We start from the raw sequence: 18,104 nt of genomic DNA, 5'->3' as shown, positions 1-18,104 counted from the left end.
CTGCCCTGAACGGCTGCCGTCGTAAGTCTTTTCGGACGGCCGTGTGCCTCTGATCGGGCCGGGCGTCGGCGACGCCGGACAGCCCGGCCCGATCAGAGTTCGGAGGGAAGGGACCCTACTCCGGGTCGACGCGCACGGTCGCCGCGCGGGTCCTCGTCGAGATCATCGGCGGTAGATACGGGCTTCCTGCGTATTTTCTGGCATAGGCTGCGTCGATGCGGTCGTTGATCTCGCCGTCCACCGGGGTGAACGTGACATCAGCGTCGATGCCGCCGGCGCGGATGTGCCCGGCCCCCTGCTTTAGCGCGGACCGGTGCCAGCGGGAAGCGGTCCCGTTGTAAGCGCGGACGTACACATCGCCGTCGACGACGACGGACCAGATCCAGGTCGGCGTGCCGGGCGTCGTGCCGTCAGCGCGGTAGGGAGAGATGTGAAAGTCGTCGGTCGTGCCGATCTGCTCGAGCTGCCCAATGGTCCATGAAGTCATGCGTTGTTCGTCCTCCTGCATCACTTGCCGCTGTACACCGGGAACGCGCTGGCGTCGCCGTAGTCTTTGGCGTGCAGGTCCCGCAGGGCGGTCATGTCCGCCTCGGAGATCTCGAAGTCGACCTCGGCGTTGGACCGCATGTGCTCCGGGTTCGCGGTCTTCGGCAATGACACAGCGCCCAACTGCAGGGTGTATCGGATGCACAGCTGCGGTACAGTCACGCCGTACTTGCTAGCCATCGCCTGAACCTCGGCGTTCTTCATGATCTCCCCGTGCGCGATCGGCGAGTACGCCTGGACCAGGATGTCCTTGCCCGCGCAGTAGGCCAGGAGGTCCGCCGGAGTGTTGCCCGCGTGCACCAGCAGCTGATTCACCTGTGGGACCACTGTCGCTGTGGACAGGATGTTCTCGATGTCTTCCTGAAGGAAGTTCGACACCCCGATCGAACGGATCTTGCCTGCTTGGTACGCATCCCCCAGTGCACGCCATGCCTGGCGATTGCCTTCTGCGTAGTCGCCGCCGCGGAAGTCGTCCCACGGCTGCGGAGAGTGGATGAGCATCAGGTCGATGTAGTCCAGGCCCAGCGTCTGCAGCGACCCGTCGATCGCAGCCACCGCACCGTCGTAGTCTTTGATCCCGGCAGCCAGCTTGGTGGAGACGAACAGCTCTTCGCGCGCGACGCCGCTGGTGCGGATGCCTTCGCCGACGCCGCGTTCGTTGCCGTAGGCCTGCGCGGTGTCGATGTTGCGGTAGCCGATCCCGATCGCGGTCTTCACCGCGTCGGCCGCCTTGTCGTCGTCGATGAACCAGGTGCCAAGTCCGAGCTTGGGGATCGCGACGCCGTTGGACAGTATGTAGTTTTCGTTCAGGATGGTCATGCGTTCTCTCCTGTCTTCGGTAGCGCCCCGTACACCGCATCGGTAACGGGTTCGAGCCATTCATTGCTGACGCCCTCGCCGGGCGTGATGAAGGCGACGTGGGAGAACCACGAGTCGGTCTTCGCGCCGTGCCAGTGTTTTGTGCCGGCGGGCACGCGGATCACCGTTCCCGGCTCCATGCTGACCGGGGGCTCGCCGTCCTCTTGGTACCAGCCGCTGCCCGCAGTGCAGATCAGGATTTGGTCACCGCCGCCTGCGGTGCCGTGGTGGATGTGCCAATTATTGCGGCAGCCCGGCTCAAAGCTCACGTTGCTGACGGGCACGCTCCCCGAGGCGAGCGGGGCAAGGAAGCTTTGCCCGGTGAAATACTGCGCGTAGGCGTCGTTGGGCTCCCCGAGCGGGAAGATCTGCGTGAATTCGGTCTTATCGGTCATCATGGTTCTTTCTGCAGGATCAGCGGTTGACGTAGGTCATGTGCTCGGCGTTGTAGCGGTCGCCGTGCACGCCGAGGCGCAGGGCGAGGCGGTCGAGGTCGGCGCGTTCATCCGCGGAAAGCGCGACCTGGGTTGCCGCGGCGTTTTCCCGGATGCGCTCGGTGCGTCGGGTGCCGGGGATCGGCACGATCCAGGGCTGCTGAGCGAGCAGCCAAGCCAGGGCGACCTGGCCCGCCGTCGCGCCCTTCGCCTCGGCGAGGCCCTTCACGTGGTCGACGAGCTTCTGGTTGGCGGCCAGGTTTTCAGCCTGGAACCGCGGGACACGGTTGCGGACGTCGCCCTCGCTAAATGTCGTCGCTGAGGAGACGGTGCCGGTGAGGAAGCCTTTGCCGAGCGGGCTGAACGGCACGAATCCGATGCCGAGCTCCGTCAGGGTCGGCAGTACCTCCGCCTCGGGATCGCGTGTCCAGAGTGAGTATTCGCTTTGGACGGCCGTGACCGGGAAGGTCGCATGTGCCTTGCGGATGGTCTCTGCTGAGGGCTCCGACAGGCCGAAGTGCTTCACCTTGCCCTCGGCGACAAGCTCACGAACCGTACCGGCGACGTCTTCGATCGGCACGTCGGGGTCGACGCGGTGCTGATAGAACAAATCGATCGTGTCGGTCCGGAGCCGTTTCAGGGACGCCTCGGCGACGCGGCGGATCTGCTCGGGCCGGCTATCCAGGCCGACGCTTTTGCCATTCCGGATGTCCCAGCCGAACTTGGTGGCGATCACCACCCGGTCGCGGACCGGCTCGAGCGCTTCACCGACGAGCTCCTCGTTGACGTACGGCCCGTAGACCTCTGCCGTGTCGAAAAACGTCACGCCCTCGTCCACGGCCGAGCGCAGCACGGCGATCATCTCCTCTCTGCTGCCGGGGTTGGGCCCGTAGCTTTGGGACATGCCCATTGCACCGAGCCCGATTGCGGAGACCTCCAGGCCCTGGCCAAGTGTTCTGATATGCATGATCAGTCCTTCTTAGTAGTGGTGTCGTCAAGCAAGGGCCGCGTCGGCGACGCGGTCACGGTGGCGGCGAGGCTCGCCAGCAGCTGAAGCCGCTGCTCGCTCGGCGAACCGGGCTCAGCGGTGTAGATGAGGAACGACAGACCCGGCTCGGCGGTGAGCTCCAGGCCCTCGTAGCTGAGGGTGAGGTCGCCGACCTCGTGGTGGTGGAAATCTTTTGTACCGGAGCCGTGGCGGCGCACGTTGTGCGCGCCCCATCGCGTGCGGAACGCATCGCTGATGGTGGAAAGCTCTCCGACGAGATCGTGGAGCTGCCTGTCGCGGGGATCATGACCGGCCTCCGTGCGCAGGATCGCCACGGTGACATCGGCGGCCGCCTCCCAGTCCGGGTAAAAAACCTTGGCCCGTTCGTCGAGGAAGCAGTACCGGGCGAGGTTCCCGTGCCCGGGACCGTCGAAGACTTCGTCGTAGAAGGCGCAGCCCAGGGCGTTGGTCGCCAAGATATCCATTCGCCCGTTGCGTACGAATGCCGGGCCGTTCACGATGACGTTCAACGCACGGGTCAGGCTCTCCCTCGCCACCCACGTCTTCGGCTTGCGCCGGCGCACGGGCTGCGCACCACCGTTCGCGGCACGGGCCAGATCGAACAGGTGCTCGCGTTCGGCGTCATCGAGGTGCAGTGCCCGGGAGACCGACTCCAGCACGGAGTCGGAGACTCCGACGAGATTGCCCCGCTCGATCTTGGCGTAGTACTCCGGGCTCACGTCCGCGAGCATCGCGACCTCGCCCCGCCTCAAGCCCGCCACGCGGCGGTGTCCCGATACCGCCAGCCCGGCCTGCCCGGGGCTGATGTTCGCACGACGGGACATGAGGAACTGGCGTGCTTCGTCCCTGCTGTTCATGCAGACAACGCTATTTCGGTCATGGCCCCGGTGGGAGTCCCTGCTGGTACACCCTTCACTGGAGACTCCCTCCCCTACGGCCGTCGCGATGGAATGGGAGTATCCGAGCAACTACGCCAAAGGAGAACGAACATGAGCACCGAAGAGCAGGAAACCGGCTGGAGTGGCGGAAGGAACGCGTTCGGCGACTTCGCCCCGGGAATGGTCCACTACACCGACAAGGTCCTCTTCGACGAAGTCTGGGAACGCCCGGAACTTTCCAAACGGGACCGGAGCCTGGTGACCGTCGCCGCATTGACGGCCATGGGCAAAATGGACCAGCTGAAATTCCACCTCGGATTCGCCCGCCGGAACGGCGTCACCGACGACGAACTCAAGGAAGCCCTCCTGCATCTCTCGTTCTACACCGGCTGGCCCAACGGCATGGGCGCGACGACCGTGCTGAAGAACATCATCGAGGACGAAGAGTGAGCATGAGCTTCTCCCGACCGCTAAACTGCCGAAGGCCTCGACGCTTGTCCTGACGTCGGCTACGACAACCGGGTCTGCGCCGGCCCGAGCCCCGGATCGGAGAATCGCAGGGCGATGACCCGTTCACCTTCGTCCAGAAGAACCGATCTTCGGCGTAGTCAAGGGGCTCGGGAGTCCTCAGCCCGGCAACAATGATCGTCAAAGAGCCGCTCGCCGCGGTCAAGGACGAACGGGTCAGCCCCAGCCCCGTTATTCGGGACCGGGGCCGGGATGTTAATCAGGCCAAGCGCAGCTCAGGGCCTGACGCAGCCGGTCCCCGAGGAAATATTAAGTAGGCTTCACTCGCGCGGCCAGGGCTTGGCATGTTGTTCAATCATGGCAAGGATCACCGGCCGGAGGTGGATGAGCCTGGCCAGCAGGCCAGCTGCCGGACGGGGCCAGCAGCGGGAGAAGCTCCAGAACCCGGAACCAACGGAATTCTCCAATCCCTGACGCGCGCTGGCCCCGGAGGTGGAAACTCAGGACACCACTGGCGTGCCCGACGACGGACCCCTCCCCTACAGGCCTCACTTGCCCCGCGAGTCGGCCGCCTTTATCTGGGTTTATCCGGCTTTCCAGATAAAAGCGGATAGCGCGCGATAAGGTCCGCCGTCACCGCATCCCGCGCGACCAGGCAATGCCTCGGATCATGAGCACTGAGTCCCTATTATTTTTGAACTCCATGAATTAGACAGCTGGAAGGTCGACCCCGCCTTGGATTCGATTGCCGGCACCGGCTCAAGAGGTGCGGGATGGTCTGGCCAGCATGGACTGACGGCCCATCGACCCACGAGGTGCGGATATGAGTGGTCGTGAGCGTCCGGCGGGGCTGCCGCCGGCCTGGGGGGTAGCGGTGTCCTGCATCGGCTGTCCTGCTTAACTCCGGTTGTTCAGCGTCCGGGTGACCAGTCGTGATGCCAGGTCGACCAGCGCGAGCACTCCTGCGGTGGGGCGTGCCTGGGTGGACACCCAGTCGTCGAGGGTGGTCTGGAAGGTGTGCAGCTCGGTGCGTGCGGCGGCGAAGTCGCCGCTGTTGAAGACGCCGATGAAATGTCCGGCCGTCTTCTGCAGCTGCGCGCCGACGCTGCCGGGGATGTCCCGTCCGATGAGCCGGCCGAGTGCAGCGGCCAGGTCGGCCGCGCTTGGCGGTTGCCAGGCGAGCCTTGCCGACACGGTCGACCCCGTGAGGCCGGAGACGTCGAAGGTGAGGGTACAGCTATCCGCACCCGGCGCCCAGCTCACGCGCGGGTCGCTTTCGATGACCGTGTCGGCGTGGATGCGTAGCTCCGCTCGGATCCGTGACAGGCTTTGGGTGGGGTCGCTGGCCCGGACGGTGATACTGGAGTCCGTCTCCTCGACCGCGATGACGCAGGCTGCGTCCACGGTGATGACCGACGCGGTGCCGGCCTCGTAGAACGCGGCTCCCAGCCGCCCGGCGGGCTCGTGCCGGACGGCCTGCACGCCCGGAGTGTTCCCGAGCAGCCGGACGGACAGCTTCGCCGCCAGTTGCGCCGTCGCGGCAGCGTCCAGCCCCGGTGCGACGATGTAGGCGTAGCTCGCGTCGGTCGCTCGCGGGCCGTGCTGCAAGGCGAGGACGACATAGTCGCCGGTGTGCACGGTGGATGCTGTGGTGCCGGTAATCGTGCCGCTGATGTCGGAGAGCCTGCCGCTGCGCTGTTCGTGCAGCGCGAGCACCGTGGGCCTGCCGAGCATGACGTAGCCGGCCACGCCGCCGATGTGGGCCCACCCGGCGTTGTCGACGGTCTTCGATTCGCCGAGCGCGAGGGGGACGGATCCTTCGATGGTCAGCGGACCTGAACTAGTGGCCGTGACGCGTCGGTTCTCAACGATCGTCTCAGCGCTGCGTCCGGAGGAGACTGAGATGCCGGCGCCGGCACAGACGTAGCAGTCGTCGAAGAAGAAGCGTGAGAAGCGACCGTGCAGCGTCGAGGGCGCCTTGGCGGTGAGGTCGATCGTGGCCACGCCCCACGTCTGTGCGGACAGGCCGCCGGCCATGAGGCTTGGGTTGTGGTACTCCGCCCGCCATGGCGTGGCGGTGGCATCGCGGGCCACGGTGTCTACGGTGGTGCCGGGGATGCGGTAGGCGTTGACGGTGCACCAATAGGCGTCGTCGAACTGGTCGAGGTCTCCTGTGTAAAGGAAGGTGGCTGCGTCCGAGGTGTACCACCCGCGCAGGTTCTCGTTACTGCCGTTCTCGTAGTCGGCCATTCTCAGCGAGTTCATCGCGAACGCCACCGCCCAATCGTCGCGCCGGTGCAGAACCCGGTCCATCGGGCCGAAGACCCACGTCCCGTTCAAGGGCGAGCGGGCGACGACGGTCGGGTCGCCGAGGATCTCAAGGGCGAGCGCGGTTTCGGGGAGCCCGAGGCCCGCGGTGGGCTGGGTACCGCGCCATGGGAGCTCGGCCTTGATCAGCGACTTCAGGCGGGAGCGTTCCGCGTCCGAGGCGCTCGGGAGCAGGTCGAGCATTCCGTTGATGAAGCTGAGTCCGGTTCCCTGATCGCCGGCGACGGTAGCGAGCTGGCGCCCGCGGACCGTGTCCATGACAAGCCCACGCCACAGCCACGGTTCGAAGCTTGAGTGGATCCAGCCGTGCACGATGCCCAAATCCGGGCACCAGGACATGCCGCTGGTGCGGGCAGCGATCGCAGTGATCGACGTGAGATACGACGCGCCGTAGCCGCCGATATAGGGGAACTGGCCGTGCTGGATGAACGATCCGTCCGGGTAGAACCCGTCGTTGCTGAAGAACGCCGCTTCGTCCTTGTTGCCGTCCACGAGCCCGACCGGTCCACCGTAGGGTTGGGCGTACGTGAGGACCGGTGCGAGCCCGTCGCGCGCCGCCGTGAGCTCGTCGGCGTTTTCGCCGAGCAAGCCGCGGCCGCAGAACGAATCGCAGAACAATACTCGGTTTGCGGCTGCTGCGGTCGTGCCGGTCTGGGGGATCACAGGGGTGAAGTGCCTCTCCGCGTCCAGCAATGCCGTCCGCGTCGAGGCAGGAATTGCGCCGAAGGTGAGCACCAGGGCATCGTTCAGGGCCTGTGGGGCTGAGACGTCCCAGTCGTACCAATTTCCGTAGCGGACGCCACCTGTCGAGAAGACGTCTCGGCTCAGCCAAGCAAGGCCGTCGGCAACGGTGGCCAGCCCACGGTCGGCATCCGGACCGAGGGCACCAGCCGCCCAAGCCAAGGCGATCGAGCGGAGCCGTCGCGCCGTCGTCGTCACACGCGCCGAGTCCGCATTGGTCGCGCGCGCGGCGAGCGACAGGTCGCTCCACAGGCCTGTACGGGAGGCCGAGGTCACGTAGGTGTTCATAGCCGATCGGGCGGCGGAGCCGATCGAGGCCAGCTGGCTCGTGATGGAGGGGTCGGAGGTGTTGAGGTCCTTGCCGAGAAGGTGCTCGAGCCACTGCTGGCGGCCGACGCCGAAGCTGTCCGGGAGGCTCGCGGCCTTCCCCTTCGGGAGGAGCCCGAAGGGGAAGGCCGCGAGGGCTCCCCCAAGGAGGGCGCCGCGGAGGATGCTGCGGCGCGAGAGCGCCGTGAGAGTGGTCATCGATGTCATCATTGACTCCTTTGTCATAATGCCCAGGGGCCGGGTAATACCCCTGTAGCTGATGGGGGATGGTGAAGTGCGAACACTTCAGGCGGGTCAGTCAGAGCCGCGCGAAAGCCACTGCACCGCTGCCAAGAGGAGCCGGACGTGGCCGGGTGACTGGTAGGAGGCCGGGCAGTGGCCCAGGCCGTCGTAGACGGTGCGTGCACCCGAAGGCCGGTCGAACGCCCAGATGAGAGGATGCTGCTCCCCCGCGTGCTCGTGCGTGGCGAGCACGCGGGAGTTCGCCGAACGCCTCAGATACGAGTACCTCTCGTCATCGACGGTGAAGTCCTCGCATCCGACGGTGATCGGGTGGCGCTGGTCTGCCAGTTCCACGTGCGCGTTTCCGTGCGGCGGGTGCATCGATGTCCCCCGGATCCACCTGCCTCCGATCAGTGCCTCCCACTCCGGGGAATCGGCGAAACTCGTGGAACTGGAGTGCATGGCCAGAACCGGAAGCGGTGAGTGGAGAATGCTGCGGATGGCCGCTGCCCCCTCGGGAGCGGGAGAGGGCCTCCCGTCGCGGGGCAGGCCGACGTTGAAGACGAGCAGATCGGTGCTGTGTTCTGCGGTGGCACACCCGGCGAGGGTGTCATCCACATCTTCACGGATCATGGCCGTGTGGCCGGCCTTCTCCAGGATCGAGGCCAGCGATCGGCTGGTCTCCGGGAACCGGTGCCACGGGTCGGCGTACCGGCCCGAGCCGGTGATAATGACGGCTTCCTTCAAGGGAGGTCCTCGGGTCTTTCAGGCCTCGGGGAGGCACGGAACGGTTTGGCCTCGGGCACGGAATGGTGTGGCCTAGGCGAGGCGGTTGAGGGCGGCGGCCGCCACGGGGTGCCTGAGCGGCTCGCCGCGCGCCGCGCGCCGGGCCTCTTCGATCGCCGCGGCCGCGAGGCGCTCGAGCTCGGTCCCCTGTGAGCCCGCCATATGCGGGGTGAGGAACACGTTCTGCATGCTGTACAGGGGGTGTCCGGGATCCAGGACCCAGGGCGTCGTGACGTCGAGGACTGCGAAGAGGTCTCCACGCTGGAGCCGCCGGACGAGCGCGTCCTGGTCGACCAGGCCACCGCGCGCGGTGTTGATGAAGGTCGCTCCCGGCTTGAACAGCTCGAGCAGCCGGGCGTCAATGAGATGTCGGGTCTCGGGCAGGTCTGGGGCATGCAGGGACACGACGTCGCTTGTGGCGACGAGCTCGTCCAGGTCCACGAGCCGTACGCCGAGTCGGGCTGCCTGATGGTCCGTGACGTAGGGGTCGCAGAGGACAACTTCAAGGTCCTGGCCCGCGAGCGTTTCGGCCACCCTGCGTCCGATCCGGGAGGCTCCCACGATTCCGACGCGCTTGCCGTAGTTGCCGATCCCGGGGTACTGCGCCAGGCCGATCGGACCTTGGGTGTGGTGCAGTTCCCGGGAGATCCGGAGCACGCCTTTATTCGCCAGAAGGATCATGGCCACGGTGTACTCGGCCACGGGGATGGCGTTGGCATCGGCAGCCGTGCTGACTTCGATTCCCCGTTCCCAGACCGCCTCGGTGATGTGTTCCTTGACGGAGCCGGCCGCGTGGAGCGCGAAACGCAGCCGCGGCGCGCGTTCGAGGACCTCGCGGGTCAGGGGCGGGCATCCCCAGCCGGTGATCAGGATCTCCGTCTCGGCCAGGACGCGGGCGGCACGTTCTCCGTCGAAGCTGGTCAGCGGGCGCGGATCGATCAGCTCGAGCTCGCCGCTGATCGTGGCAAGCCTCGAGGGAGGGAAGACGCCGCGGGCGGTGTCTTCGGCCATCGCCAGGGCCGTGGCGAGTGGCCTCATTTGACCGCTCCTGCGGTGAGGCCGGTCTTCCAGAAGCGCTGGAGGAAGACGAAGGCGATGATCAGGGGAATGACGGAGAGCATCGAGCCCGTGATGACCAGGGGGTAAAAGTCCGGGAAGGCCGAGGTCTGGGTACTCCAACCGAAGATGCCGAGGGAGAGCGGGAAGAGCCGCTCGTTCGAGAGCATGACCAGCGGCAGCATGAAGTTGTTCCAGATGCCCACGAACTGGAACAGGGCGATGGTGACGAGTCCGGGCATGATCATCGGCAGGCCCAGGGAGAAGAAGCTTCGCACATTCCCGGCCCCGTCCACGCGTGCGGCCTCGAGTGTCTCGTCGGGGATGTAGGCGGCGCTGTAGACGCGCGCCAGGTACACGCCGAACGGATTGGTCAGGGCCGGGATCAGCACGGCCCAGACCGTGTTGGTCAGGCCGACTGCGGAGGCGAGAAGGTAGAGCGGCAGGACGGTGGCCGTGTTCGGCACGAGCACCCCCAGAAGCACCAGGCCGTACCAGCGTTCCTTCCAGCGGAAGGAGAACTTGTCGAAGGCGTAGCCGGCGGCGACCGAGATGAGGGCGCCGCCGACGGCGCCGACTCCGGCGTAGAGGAGGCTGTTCAGGATCCAGACGGTGAAGACGCCGTCGTTCTGGGTAAGCACGTGCCCGATGTTCTCGAGCAGCGAGAACCTGCCGAACGAGAGTGCGTCCGTGGCGTAGAAGTCCTGGAGGTTCTTCGTCGCGGCGAACACCAGCCACAACACGGGCAGCACCATGTACGCCGAGCCCAAGACGAGGATGCCGTTGACCGAGAGCACGGACCAGGCCGGTCGGTGGCGGGGACTGTCGGGCTTGGGTGTGCGCGACGGTCGATTATGGGGCCGGGCCGGTCCGGCGGTCCGGGAGGCGGTCTTGGTGATGGTCATGGCTTCTGGCTCCTGGAGGTCCAGCGCGTCACGATGAACGACAGGGCTGCTGCGAGGACGGCAAGGATGAGGGAGGCAGCGGCGGCTTGGTTCAGGTTGTGCTGGTTGAAGGCGGCATCGTAGGCCCACATGTTGGGCACATAGGTCGAGGTGACAGAGGAGGTGGCGGTGTGCATCATGGTCGGTTCGGTGAACAACTGGAGCGTGCCGATGATCGTGAAGAGGGCGATGACGCCGATGGCGGAGCTCACGAGGGGCACTTTGATGCTCAGAGCGGTCCTCAGCCCCCCGGCCCCGTCAACCGTCGCGGCCTCGATGGTCTCCCTGGGGACGGCCTGCAGCGCGGTGAAGAGGATGACGACGTTGTAGCCGGTCCATTCCCAGACCGAGACGTTCACGATCGCAGGGAGCACCAGATGCGCGTCCAGGAAGTCCACGGCGATACCGCCGTTGGAGAGGACCTCCACGATCGGGCTCACACTGGGCGTGTAAAGGTATACCCAGACGATCGCGGCGATGATGCCGGGCACGGCGTGGGGCAGGAAGAGCACCAGCTGGAATACTTTCCGGGCCCGCGCCACGGCCGTGTCCATCAACAGTGCCAGGACTAGGGCGAGGCCGATCATGACCGGGATGTACATCAGGCAGTACGCGCCCAGCCGAGCCAGCCCGTCCAGGAAGGTCTGGGAGCCGAGCACGGCAGCATAGTTCCCGAGCCCGGCGAAGACCGTTGCAGCGGGTGCGAAGCCAAGCCCGGACTTCTTCTCGGCCAAAAGGCTCAGCACGAGGGCATACATGATCGGTGCGATCATCGTCAGGGCGAAGAGCACCATGAACGGGGCGAGGAAGAGGGCGGCGGCCCGCCCGCCGCTCTCGCGGCGGGCGGACGTTCTGGCGGTGCGCCTCATATCAACCCTTGACCGATAGGCCGGAGTTCTTCAGGTCGCTGACCGTCGCGGTCTGCGCCGAGTTGATCGCCTCGGAGATCGTGCCTCCCGTGGCGAGGCGGCCGAAGCCATCGGCCAGCGGGGTGTATGTGGCCGTGATCTTCGGGCCCCAGTTCCAGCCGTCGCTGACCGTCGAGGATGCCTTCTGGAACACCGAGAAAATGTCCTGGCCGCCGAAAGGTGCGGTGCTGAAGTTCGCCTTGGCGATATCGGAAAGGCCCGGGTAGGCCAGCCAAGCGGAGCCGACGTTCCCGCGTGCCTTGATAGCGTCCGGGCTGGTGGTCATCCACTGGATGAACGCTGCGGCCGCGGCGGGGTTCTTGCTGGTCTTGGTGATCGCGAACGTTGATCCGCCGAGCATGCTATCGGCGGGAGTGCCCCAGTTCGGAAGCTCGGCCACGGCCCACTTGCCTTCCTGGCCCTTGGTCCGGGAGACGATCCCGGTTGCGCTCCAGGAGGCGCCGACCACTCCGGCCATCGTTGACTTCTGCAGGTCCTGGGACCACTGGTCGCTGAAGGACTGTTCGACTTTGACGAGCTTGTCATCGATGAGCTTCTGCCAGAACCCGGCGACCTTCTGAGTCGCTGCGTCGCCGAGGTTCACGTTCCAGCTATCGCCTTCGGTGGAGAACCACTTCGCCCCGGCCTGCCAGGCCAGGCCAGCGAACGTCGATGGGTCATCCGGGTAGAAAGAGGCCAGATAGGCGTCGGGGTGGACGCTCTTGAGCTTGCGCGCGTCGGCTTCGAACTCCTGCCAGGTCGCCGGGGCGGTACTCACCCCGGCATCGGCGAGGAGGTCTTTGCGGTAATAGAACACCATCGGCGGGGCGTCGTAAGGCAGGGCCCAGGACTTGCCGCCCAGGCTCACGAGGCCGCGGACCTGGCCGGAAAACTTCCCCAGGTCTGCCTGGCCAATGTAATCGGAGATGGGCTGGAGGTCGCCGTTGCTGGCGTACCCGGGCAGCCGGTAGTACTCGATCGTGGCCACGTCAGGGGCGTTCCCGGCCTGGAGCGCAGTGCTGAGCTTCGCGTACCCGGGTGCGGCCGAGGGAGTCACCTCGTAATTGACCTTGATGTTCGGATGGCTCTGATTGAACGCGTCGACCACCGGCTTCATGTTCGCCACCGATGACCAGAAAGTGATGTTCCCGCTCGCACTCGCCATGGCCGAGGCCTGCGCCCCGTCCTCGGTCGTGCTACCGGCAGTGCTTGTTCCCGAACCGCAAGCGGCCAGCGCGAGGACCACGGCGGCCGCCATCGCGCCGCCGAGCATCTTTGCCCGAACCTTGATCATTTCCAACTCCTCCATGCAGTGTGTGGTGCGTCACTCCATGGAATGTTCTCTTTAGAACAGAGTCAATGAAAAAGGCCACAATCGATCATTAAGGAACATTTCTCGGCGGTGTGGACTCCCTGATCTTCAATGCAGGGACGAGCTTGAGCCGCCTGAGCGGGGACTGCTCCGTCGAGTCCACGCCCCCGTAGGCCAAGCGCTCAAGGCACATAGTGACGGCTGCCAGGCCCAGCTCGTGCTTGGGAGGCGAGACCGCCGTCAGGGGAACCGGCGCAAAGGCGGCGATCTCGTCGTCGTACGCGACAATGGAAAGCTGCTCCGGGACCTCGACGCCGCGTTCCTGGGCGCGGCGCAGGAGCTGCGCGGCATCCTCGTCGGTGTGCACGATCACCGCGCAGGAATCGCCGGACACCGAGTCGAGGAGCCGGTCAAAGGGCTCCATGTCCGGCAGCTCGCCCGCCGGAATCATCGGCAGTTCAATGACGCTTCCCCCCGGCTCCAGCCCTCGCCGGGCGACAGCACGGGCGTACCCTTGGGCGATCCAGCGGGATGTGGGAGTCGACGAGCGCACTGCCAGGAGCACGCGGCCGTGCCCGAGTCCGGCCAGATGGGCCACCGCGAGCTCGGCTCCGGCTGCGTGGTCAGTGCGAACCCCTTCGAGGCAGCCCAGAGGCGGGGCTTCATCGAGCGAGCGTTCCATCACGACGACCGGCACCTTCGCTCCTGCAAGGACCTCGAGGGTCCGGCCCTCGGAGAAGTCCGCTTCGCTCGGAGTGATCAGCAGGCCATCGACCCGGTTGGCCACGAGCCGATCAACCTGGCGGCGTTCCTCCACCGGGGAGTAATTGGAGATGCCGAGCACAAGCCGTGCCCCCATCCGGCTGGCGGCTTCCTCGGCCCCTTTGATCATCAGCGGGTAATAGTACGAAGCGGAGGGGACAATCATGCCAACGATCGGCTGCCCCCGGGATCCGCCGCGACCGCTCCTGGCCGCCACGTCCGCAGCACTCCGGGATCGCCGCGCCTGCGCGCCCTTCCGATCCTGCCCGTCCCGGCCTGCGGAAGCAGGTGCGGGGACAGCTCCCCCGTGGGTCCGGGCGAGGAGCCCTTCATCGGCCAGGGCCGCCAGGTCCCGCCGTACGGTGATCCGGGCCACGTCGTGCCGCTGGGCGAAGTCCGAGACCGAGACCGATCCGCGCGCCCGGAGCTCCCGCAGGATCAGTTCCTTGCGCTGATCAGCGATCATTGTCCCTCCTTGATCGTTCGGGCTTCCATGTTCGCATTGGCTACAAACGAACTTATTCGATCATAGTTGATGAACGCGCCGGCTTCGAGGGGATCCACCCAGGCCTCTCCCTCAACCGCGTGGTGGCGGGCTTGTTCTTTTCGTGGGAATCCTCATGCTAGGGCTGCGGTTCGACCGTGGCGAGCAGTGCGCGGCTTTCGGTGATGAACCGGTCGCTGAAGGCGGGATCGCTGACCTGCGTGGAGGCGCGCATCAGCTTGCCGTTCTCGTCGTAATAGGTGCCGGACGCCGCGGAGGTGTCCGTGAGGATCTTCGTTATGACCCGGGCTGCGCGCTTGGAGGTTGTGAAGTGCGGAAACACCGTGAGTATCGGTGTCAGGGCTTTGGCAACAAGGCGGAGGGTCGCCGTCAGCTCGCCGAGGTTTGAGCCGGGGTTGACCCCGGGCTCGATAGCCCGGAAGCGCAGGTGCGGGTGCTGGCGTGCCAGGCTGAAGACAGCGGCGAGGTTGCCTTGTTTCGATGTGGCATAGGCGTCCATACCGGGGCGTTTTGAGCCGCCCGGGGTGTACTCGCCCCGGGCCGCCGCCGCGGCAGATATGTAGCGGCCGCCGCGGAATCCCGCGCGGACGGCGGGGATCCGTTCGGGATCCTCGACGGCCGAGGCGATGAACACAACGTTAGTCCCGGCGGTCAGGGCGGGGATGAGCGCTTCGGTGAAGGCCAGGGGTCCGAGGTGGTTGGTCGCGAAGGACAGCTCCCAGTCCTGCGTGCTCGTCGCCGGACGCGACAACATGACGCCGGCGTTGTTCAGCACACCGCGGATCGGCAGCCCGAGCGCCAGGACATCGGCGGCGGCCTGACGGGCACTGACGATGTCGGACAGGTCACCGACGACACAGGCCGCACTGCCGCCGCGGTTCTCGATGTCGGCTTTCACCACGGCGAGCTTGGCGGCGTTCCTGCCGACGAGGACCATGGTCCCGTGGTTTGCGAGCTCGCGGGCCGTGGCGGCACCGAAACCGGAAGTGGGGCCGGTAATGACCCAGGCGGATGTGGCGGTGGACATCGACGTTCTCCTTTGGCGGTGTGGGTCTCAGCCGGCCAGGGCGCGCCACGCGGCATCGAGTGGGGGCACGCGGCTGCTATTCGCCAATCAGTCTGCCATGTCGGGGAAGATCGCCCCGTCGTAGTCTGCGATCGGCATCCACGACGTACGGCGCTCTGCAGTGCCCCGAAGGGATGTCTCCGCTTCAGTCCGGCTTTGCCTGTTGGTGTTGATCCTGTCACGACGTGTCATCGTACTCATCTCCAAAATGAACGAAACGTTCATTAAATGAACTAGTTCTAGTGTGATCCTCGCCACCTTGAATGTCAAGAGTTTGAACGTGGTGTTCATTTTTTGAATATTCGCCAATGTGGCCCTTATGCCGATAGCTCAATTTGCAGTCGGAAAGGTCGTGGCGGCCCGGGGCGGCCACAGTGCGTTGCTCGCCTTCACCGTCGGCGACGCCCGGTCTGTGGTCTGGTTTCCGATTGGCAGCCACGCCACGACTGCCGGTTGGGAGACTGTTTTGCGGAGGCACTCAGGAACTTGGCAACTTCCTGAGCCCCTTCGACGGTGGGTGGGTCCCGGGCCGGCTGCGGAATTTTGCCGCCGTCCTGTACGTTGCATGTCGGACTAATGGATAGCAAGAAAAGAGAAACACATCGTGGCAGCTGATTATGACGAAGTACGCTCCGACGTCAAGGAGTCGCAAGAAAGTTCACTGGAGGCCCTGAAATCGGCGAACGCGCCGGATGCCCGCAGCGTGGTATTGGACCTTGACCAGGCTGACGGACTTGACCAGGACGGTCCCGGCGGTGAGTTCATCTCTGAGGAATTGACCGTGCAGGTCATTCCCCAGGCCAATGACGAATTCACCTGCTACTCCTGTTTCCTGGTCCGGCACCGGTCCCAGATCGCGCGGGAGAAGGACGGGCACGCCTACTGCATCGAATGTGAAGGCTGACCGTACCGGGCCGGACCACCTAAGGGGACCATGACCCGCAAGGACGACGGCGGCGGCCGGCCTTTGAGGTCGGCCCTGGTTCGGCTCGGCCCTGGGTCACGTTTGCCGAAGCCGGCGGCCGAGCCAGCCGGCTGGTCAACGTCTATCGTGCCCCTGGCACGTGTCCTGGGTGGTCTCAGGCGGAGGTTACTGAAGGGGCCCGAGGTCGATGGTGTGGGCAGTATGGTCGCGCTTTGCGGCCAGGTAGCGGGCATTTTCCGGCGAGAGGTGGACTTCGGTACGTATGCGTTCGGTGACGGTGACACCGTTCGCTTCAAGTTGCATGGCCTTGTCCGGATTATTGCTCAGCAACCTGATACTGCGTGCTCCGATGGCAAGGAGCATTTGCCCTGCCGGACGATAATCCCTCTCATCTTCACGATGGCCCAGGGCGACATTGGCGGCGTAGGTGTCCAGTCCGCCGTCCTGCAGGGCGTAGGCGTCCAGTTTCTTGTATAGGCCGATCCCGCGGCCTTCCTGTCGCAGGTACAACAGGAACCCGCCTTGCTCTGCGATCCTTTCAGCTGCCTCACGCAGCTGAGGGCCGCAATCACAGCGTTGGGAGCCCAGGACATCTCCAGTGAGGCATTCGCTGTGCGGGCGGACGAGCGGTGCCCGTCCCGTTCCCGTGCCGTTGTTAAGTGCTTGCCGCCAATCGCCCAGTCCCAGCAGCAGGTGCTCCTTACCGTCAACGAGTCCATTGAATGTAAAGGCCTCGGCTGAGGTGCTGAATCCGTCGGCGAACCTGAGCGGAATGCGCACCTGCGTGCGCACGGTAGCGGCGGGAACTTCTTTCAGTCCGCGATGCGAGGGACCAAAAGGGCCCGAAGGCGAATCTGACGTCCATGCGGTTTCCGTGCTGGCCGGCAAATCGGTCGCCGTGAGCGGGGACTCGGGCATCAGGGCCACTCCTTCTGGGATTCGGAAGAGACGGCTCGGAATGCCGCATTTCATCTTCTAAAACAACGTAGCATGATTTTGGAAATTCAGGGCATCAGCCCCCGATTCACGGACAAGCCATCCCTCAATCTCTTTGGCATGCTCTGCGAAGAGCTGGCCTGCGCGGCGCAGAACAGCAGTCCTGTCTTCCGGTCTCGCGGCCGCTCACGCGTCTGGGATTCCTTGGCAAGGCCAGCAGCACGCCGCACATCCCCGCGGCATCGGCTACAGCGATCTCACTCAGGACAGCACCCGTTGCCGGCCCGGACACCCCGATGGTGCCGCCACCGCCGGGCTGCCAGCCATCAATGAAGACCCGGCCCGACCACATCGCTGAATCCAGAGTGCCCACGTTCGCGCTCCCTCGAACAGCCTGACCAACCCCATCTTCCCCGCAAGAGGAAACAGTCTTCCTGCCGCAACCGCTGCGCCACAAGGGAACCTAGCGGCTTTCCCCATCCAACAGCCGTCCGAAACCAACAAGGACCGTCTGAGGCGATCGGCCTCTTGAGCGGATCTTTAAGCAACCTTGATGCAATCCTGACCGGATCCCTGCACCGTCCTAAACCATCTGCACCACCGTGGAATCAACAGCAACACAGAAAGCACAGCCACCACGGACCACACGGAAACGGACAACGATCATGGGTCTGAACCTGAAAACCACCACCGGCAAAGTCATCGCCTCCCTGGCACTGGTCGGCACCGCCGCCGGCGTGGCAGGACTGGGAACTTACGGTGCCTTCACGTCCTCGACGTCGGCCAGCGCCGCTGTCGGTTCCGGCACCGTCAACATTGCCCTCGGCACCACCGCCGCCACCAACCGGCTCAACGTCGCCGCCACCGGCATCGTCCCGGGCGACACCATCCAACGCGCGGTCACCCTGAGCAACGCAGCCGGGAACCAGAACCTCTCGGCCGTCACGCTGACGACGGCGGCGACCACGACGAGCACGAAGCTGGACTCCGACGCCACCAACGGCCTGCAGGTTGTCGTCGACCGTTGCTCCACGGGCTGGGTTGAGGCCGGCACGGCCCCCGCCTACACGTACACCTGCGCGGGCACGACCAG

General features: G+C 65.5%; 18 protein-coding genes. 3 read left to right on the top strand and 15 right to left on the bottom strand.

The window, feature by feature from the left end; all coding sequences use genetic code 11:
* Positions 1-115: 115 nt before the first annotated feature.
* The 5 genes from E1809_RS15935 to E1809_RS15915 are packed head-to-tail and all read right to left on the bottom strand — an operon-like array spanning position 116 to position 3,704.
* Positions 116-487, bottom strand: coding sequence for a DUF2255 family protein (locus E1809_RS15935; protein WP_133205224.1), 372 nt, complete (start codon positions 485-487; stop codon positions 116-118).
* A gap of 20 nt (positions 488-507) precedes the next feature.
* A complete protein-coding gene (locus E1809_RS15930) occupies positions 508-1,365 on the bottom strand; it encodes an aldo/keto reductase (protein WP_133205223.1) in 858 nt (285 codons plus the stop codon).
* A complete protein-coding gene (locus E1809_RS15925) occupies positions 1,362-1,802 on the bottom strand; it encodes a cupin domain-containing protein (RefSeq protein ID WP_235835639.1) in 441 nt (146 codons plus the stop codon). Before E1809_RS15925 ends, E1809_RS15930 begins: the two co-directional genes overlap by 4 nt.
* Before the next feature lie 16 nt (positions 1,803-1,818).
* Positions 1,819-2,805 (bottom strand): aldo/keto reductase, encoded by a 987-nt coding sequence (locus E1809_RS15920; protein WP_133205222.1) that lies wholly within the window; start codon positions 2,803-2,805, stop codon positions 1,819-1,821.
* Between the two features lie 2 nt (positions 2,806-2,807).
* The gene (locus E1809_RS15915; protein WP_133205221.1) at positions 2,808-3,704 is read right to left on the bottom strand and encodes a helix-turn-helix transcriptional regulator; all 897 of its coding nucleotides are present in this window, start codon (positions 3,702-3,704) and stop codon (positions 2,808-2,810) included.
* A 132-nt stretch (positions 3,705-3,836) separates the two neighbouring features.
* Between E1809_RS15915 and E1809_RS15910 the strand changes: the two genes are divergently transcribed.
* Entirely contained in the window at positions 3,837-4,175 is a 339-nt protein-coding gene (locus E1809_RS15910; RefSeq protein ID WP_133205220.1) for a carboxymuconolactone decarboxylase family protein, read from the top strand.
* 915 nt (positions 4,176-5,090) lie between these two features.
* Here E1809_RS15910 and E1809_RS15905 read toward each other — a convergent pair.
* The 9 genes from E1809_RS15905 to E1809_RS26740 form a co-directional block, all read right to left on the bottom strand.
* Complete coding sequence (locus tag E1809_RS15905; protein WP_165962345.1) at positions 5,091-7,787, bottom strand: polysaccharide lyase 8 family protein; 2,697 nt, start codon at positions 7,785-7,787, stop codon at positions 5,091-5,093.
* A gap of 96 nt (positions 7,788-7,883) precedes the next feature.
* Positions 7,884-8,558, bottom strand: coding sequence for a ThuA domain-containing protein (locus tag E1809_RS15900; RefSeq protein WP_133205218.1), 675 nt, complete (start codon positions 8,556-8,558; stop codon positions 7,884-7,886).
* 72 nt (positions 8,559-8,630) lie between these two features.
* Positions 8,631-9,635 carry a hydroxyacid dehydrogenase gene (locus E1809_RS15895; RefSeq protein WP_133205217.1) on the bottom strand — a complete coding sequence of 335 codons (1,005 nt, stop codon included), beginning with the start codon at positions 9,633-9,635 and terminating at the stop codon, positions 8,631-8,633.
* Positions 9,632-10,558, bottom strand: coding sequence for a carbohydrate ABC transporter permease (locus E1809_RS15890; RefSeq protein WP_133205216.1), 927 nt, complete (start codon positions 10,556-10,558; stop codon positions 9,632-9,634). The genes E1809_RS15895 and E1809_RS15890 overlap by 4 nt, the downstream gene beginning before the upstream one ends.
* Positions 10,555-11,466 (bottom strand): carbohydrate ABC transporter permease, encoded by a 912-nt coding sequence (locus E1809_RS15885; protein ID WP_133205215.1) that lies wholly within the window; start codon positions 11,464-11,466, stop codon positions 10,555-10,557. The genes E1809_RS15890 and E1809_RS15885 overlap by 4 nt, the downstream gene beginning before the upstream one ends.
* A gap of 1 nt (position 11,467) precedes the next feature.
* Positions 11,468-12,799, bottom strand: coding sequence for an ABC transporter substrate-binding protein (locus tag E1809_RS15880; protein WP_235835638.1), 1,332 nt, complete (start codon positions 12,797-12,799; stop codon positions 11,468-11,470).
* A gap of 88 nt (positions 12,800-12,887) precedes the next feature.
* The gene (locus E1809_RS15875; protein WP_133205214.1) at positions 12,888-14,045 is read right to left on the bottom strand and encodes a substrate-binding domain-containing protein; all 1,158 of its coding nucleotides are present in this window, start codon (positions 14,043-14,045) and stop codon (positions 12,888-12,890) included.
* A 157-nt stretch (positions 14,046-14,202) separates the two neighbouring features.
* Positions 14,203-15,111, bottom strand: coding sequence for an SDR family NAD(P)-dependent oxidoreductase (locus E1809_RS15870; RefSeq protein WP_133205213.1), 909 nt, complete (start codon positions 15,109-15,111; stop codon positions 14,203-14,205).
* Between the two features lie 87 nt (positions 15,112-15,198).
* The gene (locus E1809_RS26740; protein ID WP_205754213.1) at positions 15,199-15,351 is read right to left on the bottom strand and encodes a hypothetical protein; all 153 of its coding nucleotides are present in this window, start codon (positions 15,349-15,351) and stop codon (positions 15,199-15,201) included.
* Between the two features lie 403 nt (positions 15,352-15,754).
* Between E1809_RS26740 and E1809_RS15865 the strand changes: the two genes are divergently transcribed.
* On the top strand, positions 15,755-16,054 hold the full coding sequence (locus tag E1809_RS15865; protein WP_133205212.1) for a DUF4193 domain-containing protein: 300 nt from the start codon (positions 15,755-15,757) through the stop codon (positions 16,052-16,054).
* A gap of 186 nt (positions 16,055-16,240) precedes the next feature.
* On the opposite strand, the gene E1809_RS15860 is transcribed toward E1809_RS15865, so the two are convergent.
* The gene (locus tag E1809_RS15860) at positions 16,241-16,993 is read right to left on the bottom strand and encodes a GTP cyclohydrolase II (protein ID WP_133205211.1); all 753 of its coding nucleotides are present in this window, start codon (positions 16,991-16,993) and stop codon (positions 16,241-16,243) included.
* A 683-nt stretch (positions 16,994-17,676) separates the two neighbouring features.
* On the opposite strand from E1809_RS15860, the gene E1809_RS15855 reads away from it, so the two are divergent.
* On the top strand, positions 17,677-18,104 hold a 428-nt coding region (locus E1809_RS15855; protein ID WP_235835637.1), incomplete at its 3' end, for a CalY family protein.

The organism is Arthrobacter terricola (genome assembly GCF_004354015.1).
GTDB lineage: Bacteria > Actinomycetota > Actinomycetes > Actinomycetales > Micrococcaceae > Arthrobacter > Arthrobacter terricola.
This window is presented reverse-complemented; position numbering and strand designations above follow the sequence as displayed.

What these genes read in the sequence shown, in the direction of transcription:
- E1809_RS15935 (WP_133205224.1), bottom strand. Translation starts at nt 487, where the DNA reads ATGACTTCATGGACCATTGGGCAGCTCGAGCAGATCGGCACGACCGAC.
- E1809_RS15930 (WP_133205223.1), bottom strand. Translation starts at nt 1,365, where the DNA reads ATGACCATCCTGAACGAAAACTACATACTGTCCAACGGCGTCGCGATC.
- E1809_RS15925 (WP_235835639.1), bottom strand. Translation starts at nt 1,802, where the DNA reads ATGATGACCGATAAGACCGAATTCACGCAGATCTTCCCGCTCGGGGAG.
- E1809_RS15920 (WP_133205222.1), bottom strand. Translation starts at nt 2,805, where the DNA reads ATGCATATCAGAACACTTGGCCAGGGCCTGGAGGTCTCCGCAATCGGG.
- E1809_RS15915 (WP_133205221.1), bottom strand. Translation starts at nt 3,704, where the DNA reads ATGAACAGCAGGGACGAAGCACGCCAGTTCCTCATGTCCCGTCGTGCG.
- E1809_RS15910 (WP_133205220.1), top strand. Translation starts at nt 3,837, where the DNA reads ATGAGCACCGAAGAGCAGGAAACCGGCTGGAGTGGCGGAAGGAACGCG.
- E1809_RS15905 (WP_165962345.1), bottom strand. Translation starts at nt 7,787, where the DNA reads ATGACCACTCTCACGGCGCTCTCGCGCCGCAGCATCCTCCGCGGCGCC.
- E1809_RS15895 (WP_133205217.1), bottom strand. Translation starts at nt 9,635, where the DNA reads ATGAGGCCACTCGCCACGGCCCTGGCGATGGCCGAAGACACCGCCCGC.
- E1809_RS15890 (WP_133205216.1), bottom strand. Translation starts at nt 10,558, where the DNA reads ATGACCATCACCAAGACCGCCTCCCGGACCGCCGGACCGGCCCGGCCC.
- E1809_RS15885 (WP_133205215.1), bottom strand. Translation starts at nt 11,466, where the DNA reads ATGAGGCGCACCGCCAGAACGTCCGCCCGCCGCGAGAGCGGCGGGCGG.
- E1809_RS15880 (WP_235835638.1), bottom strand. Translation starts at nt 12,799, where the DNA reads ATGATCAAGGTTCGGGCAAAGATGCTCGGCGGCGCGATGGCGGCCGCC.
- E1809_RS15875 (WP_133205214.1), bottom strand. Translation starts at nt 14,045, where the DNA reads ATGATCGCTGATCAGCGCAAGGAACTGATCCTGCGGGAGCTCCGGGCG.
- E1809_RS15870 (WP_133205213.1), bottom strand. Translation starts at nt 15,111, where the DNA reads ATGTCCACCGCCACATCCGCCTGGGTCATTACCGGCCCCACTTCCGGT.
- E1809_RS26740 (WP_205754213.1), bottom strand. Translation starts at nt 15,351, where the DNA reads ATGAGTACGATGACACGTCGTGACAGGATCAACACCAACAGGCAAAGC.
- E1809_RS15860 (WP_133205211.1), bottom strand. Translation starts at nt 16,993, where the DNA reads ATGCCCGAGTCCCCGCTCACGGCGACCGATTTGCCGGCCAGCACGGAA.